The following is a 3,594-nucleotide window of genomic DNA, read 5'->3' on the forward strand; positions in this document are numbered from 1 at the left end:
CGGCGGTGCGCGAGTGGCTGGCCGGCCGATACCGGACGGTGCAGGCCATGTGGGCACCCTTCGGTGCCTAGCAGTGCGCGTAGGCCATGCGAAGTTGGCTGGCATGGGACCCTGCACCACACTGGAGTCAGCATTCATTCGGAAGATACGAGGAACCATGAACCAGAACAATCCGAAAGACCGGGACGCCACGCTGGCAGGGCTCAACCCCGATAACCGGAGCCCGGCCCAGATCATCACCGATCTGGTCGACCCGGCCAAGAACCAGAGCATGCAGCCCGCAATGGCCCGCGACCGGATGCGAAAAACCCTGCCGCATCTGGACGATGGCTCCTTCAATGAGCACTTCGATAAGATCATCCGCATTTCACAGGATCACCGGGCCATGGATGGAGACCCGGACTCTGTCGGTCCTCATGACCCGGAGCCGGAGGACCTCGACGCTGCCATCCGGGACGCCGCGAATGCGGACCAGAAAGCAAGGGAGGCCCGATAATCCACAAGCATGCAATAAAGAGGCGGTCACCCAATCGGGCGCCGCCTCTCTTGCGTTGAAGAAGGGTTATGGGGTGGGCCGGAGGAACCTGGAACGGTTTTCGATGTAGACCACCGCTCCGATGAGGAGCAGCGCCAGGATGGATTGTCCATTGAAGGCCGGTGCGGTGACGCCCAGGACGAGCGCGGTTGCCAGCAGGATGATCTGTGCGGTTCGGGTTCTCATAAAACTCATGTGTGCGGCCCGGCTGGAACCCTCACCACCGCGGACAAGCTACCGGGAAGCAAGAAAGCCCGCCGGTTCCATTTGTCCAACAGCTTGCTGGACTGGATTACGGTGGGCTATTCGGCGTGGATTTAGAAGCTGTAGTCGTGATATTCGCGGCGGTACCCGACCGCCAGCACAGCGCGCCCCGCTACGGTGCCTTGGAGGCACCACTGGCCATTCTTTCTCCGGGTGTAAACGCGTTTCTGCGCCCCCGGGTTCGGCGAGTAGCCATAGGACTGGTCGTCGGACATGCCGTTACTGTCGGTGCGTTTCGCTTTGTCCCGCTGGAAGGTGAGCTGGCGGCCGTCGTGATTGATGGCGATGATCGTTCCCGCACGCCGGTCGGAAGCCATCAGCTCAGTGGCGCCCATGCCCACAGTGGGGACATCGGGCTTGGTGCGGGCGGCTATCTGGTTTGAGATGCTCTGCGACATGGTGTTCTCCTCGGTGACCGAGCCAGGCTGGCTCTGCGTATCACCCATGTGTGCGGAGTTCAGGGCAGCAGTCACCGTGGCAGGTGCCCTGTCCTGCAGTTCTATCGGTCCTCGAAGCGGATGGCGGCACGGAGCCGTGATGATCGCGAGCCGATCCGGTTCGTGGCGCCGGTACGGTACTGACGGGCCTTCTGGTCGTCGTGGACGCCGGCGGCACCAGAGGAGGCAAAATCCACCCGGTCGCGGATGAGCTGCTCCGGCAGGGCGAAGCCCGGCTTACGCTTGGGGCTGTTCCTGGCTGGCATGGCGGACTCCTTTCGGGTTTGTTGGGTTTTCAGTAAAGCATGTGTGCGGCGTCCGTCAGCGACGTCACCGACACGCTAGCCGGTGGCGGCACACTCTGTGACTCGGCTGGCTCTTCTCAGTCCCTGGCCGGAAGCGTCTTCAAGTCCGCATATCTGGAACTGCTCTTGGGAGGCGAGGTGATGATCTCTGCGGGCGGCGTCTCGGCCCCGAATTCCTTCAGGTAACGGTACAGGGTCGATCTGGACCATCCGACCGCTTTCGCCACCTGGGCGCCGGTCTTTCCTTTGGAGAGCAGGTTGCGTGCTGCGTCGACCTTGTCGGCGACTGTTTCTGGGTCGACAGGTTTCTGGCCGAACTTCACGCCCCTGGCCTGGGCCGCTTGAACACCGAAACGGACCCTCTCGTTGATCAGCTCCCGCTCGTATTCCGCAAGCGTTGCCAGCAGGCCAAGTTGGAGCCTACCTTGAGCGCTGGAAGGATCCACCCCGTCGATTAGCGACCTCAAACCGATGTCCCGGCTGGTCATTTCGTGCACCGTATTGAGGACGTCGATCAGCGATCTTCCCAAACGGTCGATCCTCCACACGATGATCTCATCACCTCCCCGGGCGTACTTGAGAAGGTCTTTCATGGCGGGGCGTTCACGTGCCTGTTTCGCACCGGAAAGATGGTCGATGAAGATGTATTTTTCCTCAACTCCGAAATCGACTGGGAATAGCAAGTTGATTTGGCCCCGGTTGTGCAGTCTGTTCTGGCCCCACCCGGTTGGTTAGTTTGCCCGTGCAGGGCCGGTGCCTTTCCTGTTTTGTTGGGTGGTTTTGAGGCGGTAGGACTCGGTGCCGGTGTTGATGATGTGGCCGCGGAAGGTCAGCCGGTCGACGACGGCTGCGGCGAGGCGTGGGTCGGTGAAGGTCTGGCCCCACTCGCTGAAAGCAGCGTTGGATGCGCAGGCGATGGATGCTCGTTCTTCCCGTGCAGTGATGATCTGGAAAAGCAGCTCGGCTCCGCGGGTGTCGAGTTGGACGTAGCCCACTTCGTCAAGGCAAAGTAAATCCAGCCGTGAGTATTTGCCGATGATTTTGGATAGTTCCTTGTTATCGGCCGCTTCGACGAGTTCGTTGACCAGGGCGGCCGTGGTGATGTATCTGACCCGGCGGCCCTGTTCGGCGGCGGCGGTACCGAGGCCGATGAGCATGTGTGTTTTGCCGGTGCCTGAATCTCCCATCAGGACCAGCGGTTCACCATTATCGATCCAGGTTCCGCGTGCCAGTTCGGCCAACGACGCCGGTGGCAAATCCGGGACCTGGTCCAGATCGAAGTCCTCGAGCCGCTTCGGCCGTGGGAATTTCGCTTCTTTGATCCGCCTCGCCCGGCGCCGGTCCTCGCGTTGTTCACATTCGTAGGTGAGCACGTCGGCCAGGAAACCCGAATGGGTTCGGCGTTGCCGTGCGGCGGCTTCGGCCATGGACCCGGCGACCTGGGCGGCGGAGGAGAGGTTGAGAGTTTTGCATGCTGCGCCGATAGCGGCCTCGGCGGCGGGATCAGTAGTGGTGTTTGTAGTCGTTGTGCTCATGATCGGCCTCCTGCGGTGGTGAGCAGCTGGTCGTATTGGCTCAAGGATGGTCGGGCCCGTTCGGGCAGGTGGATGATGCGCCCGGCGACCTCAGCCGGCAGGGCGCTCTCTGGTGATGCGGCGGCCGCCCGGGTGGTGTTGGCTGCGCTGGTGCGGGCAGTGACTGTCACATGCTCGGAATCGAAGTCACCGCTGGCCAGTGCCTGTTCCATGGCAGCCTGAATTGCCGGCGCCGGCAGGGATCGGCCCAGCAGCAGCACTTCCACCAGTGCTCTGGTTCCGGGGCCGTCGCCGAGGCCGGCGCGGGCTTTGTCCCAGAATCGTTGATGGGTGGCGGTGAAGACGCCGGACTTCCTCGCATTGGCCAGGGCCGTTGCCCCGGCCAGGGCGCCGGGCTTGCGGGTGAGCACCTCCAGATAATGGTCGAGCTCCAGGACGTAGGAGTATTTATGCACCGCCCGCACGTGGGAGGCGACCCTGTCGCCTTCGGCGAACGCCTCGATCCGGTTGGCGCCGAG

At 62.4% G+C, this 3,594-nt stretch carries 6 protein-coding genes and 1 pseudogene; 1 reads left to right on the forward strand and 6 read right to left on the reverse strand.

What is annotated here, in order from left to right:
• The first annotated feature begins 157 nt into the window (after positions 1-157).
• Complete coding sequence (locus Y707_RS0115310) at positions 158-496, forward strand: hypothetical protein (RefSeq protein WP_026535739.1); 339 nt, start codon at positions 158-160, stop codon at positions 494-496.
• A gap of 66 nt (positions 497-562) precedes the next feature.
• Here Y707_RS0115310 and Y707_RS30800 read toward each other — a convergent pair whose 3' ends face one another.
• From Y707_RS30800 to Y707_RS32230, 6 genes and pseudogenes are all read right to left on the reverse strand, one after another.
• A complete protein-coding gene (locus tag Y707_RS30800) occupies positions 563-721 on the reverse strand; it encodes a hypothetical protein (RefSeq protein WP_155853020.1) in 159 nt (52 codons plus the stop codon).
• Between the two features lie 131 nt (positions 722-852).
• A complete protein-coding gene (locus tag Y707_RS0115325; RefSeq protein WP_051442080.1) occupies positions 853-1,245 on the reverse strand; it encodes a hypothetical protein in 393 nt (130 codons plus the stop codon).
• A gap of 53 nt (positions 1,246-1,298) precedes the next feature.
• Positions 1,299-1,502: a hypothetical protein gene (locus tag Y707_RS0115330; RefSeq protein WP_026535741.1), complete on the reverse strand. Its 204-nt coding sequence runs from the start codon at positions 1,500-1,502 to the stop codon at positions 1,299-1,301.
• Positions 1,503-1,618: 116 nt separating this feature from the next.
• A complete protein-coding gene (locus Y707_RS26510) occupies positions 1,619-2,224 on the reverse strand; it encodes a recombinase family protein (RefSeq protein WP_253905201.1) in 606 nt (201 codons plus the stop codon).
• A 48-nt stretch (positions 2,225-2,272) separates the two neighbouring features.
• Positions 2,273-3,076: an IS21-like element helper ATPase IstB gene (gene istB, locus Y707_RS0115340; RefSeq protein WP_026535742.1), complete on the reverse strand. Its 804-nt coding sequence runs from the start codon at positions 3,074-3,076 to the stop codon at positions 2,273-2,275.
• Positions 3,073-3,594, reverse strand: a pseudogene (locus Y707_RS32230) (IS21 family transposase); the annotation flags it as partial. The gene istB and the pseudogene Y707_RS32230, both read right to left, overlap by 4 nt.

This window comes from Arthrobacter sp. H14 (assembly GCF_000520495.1).
Lineage (GTDB): Bacteria > Actinomycetota > Actinomycetes > Actinomycetales > Micrococcaceae > Arthrobacter_C.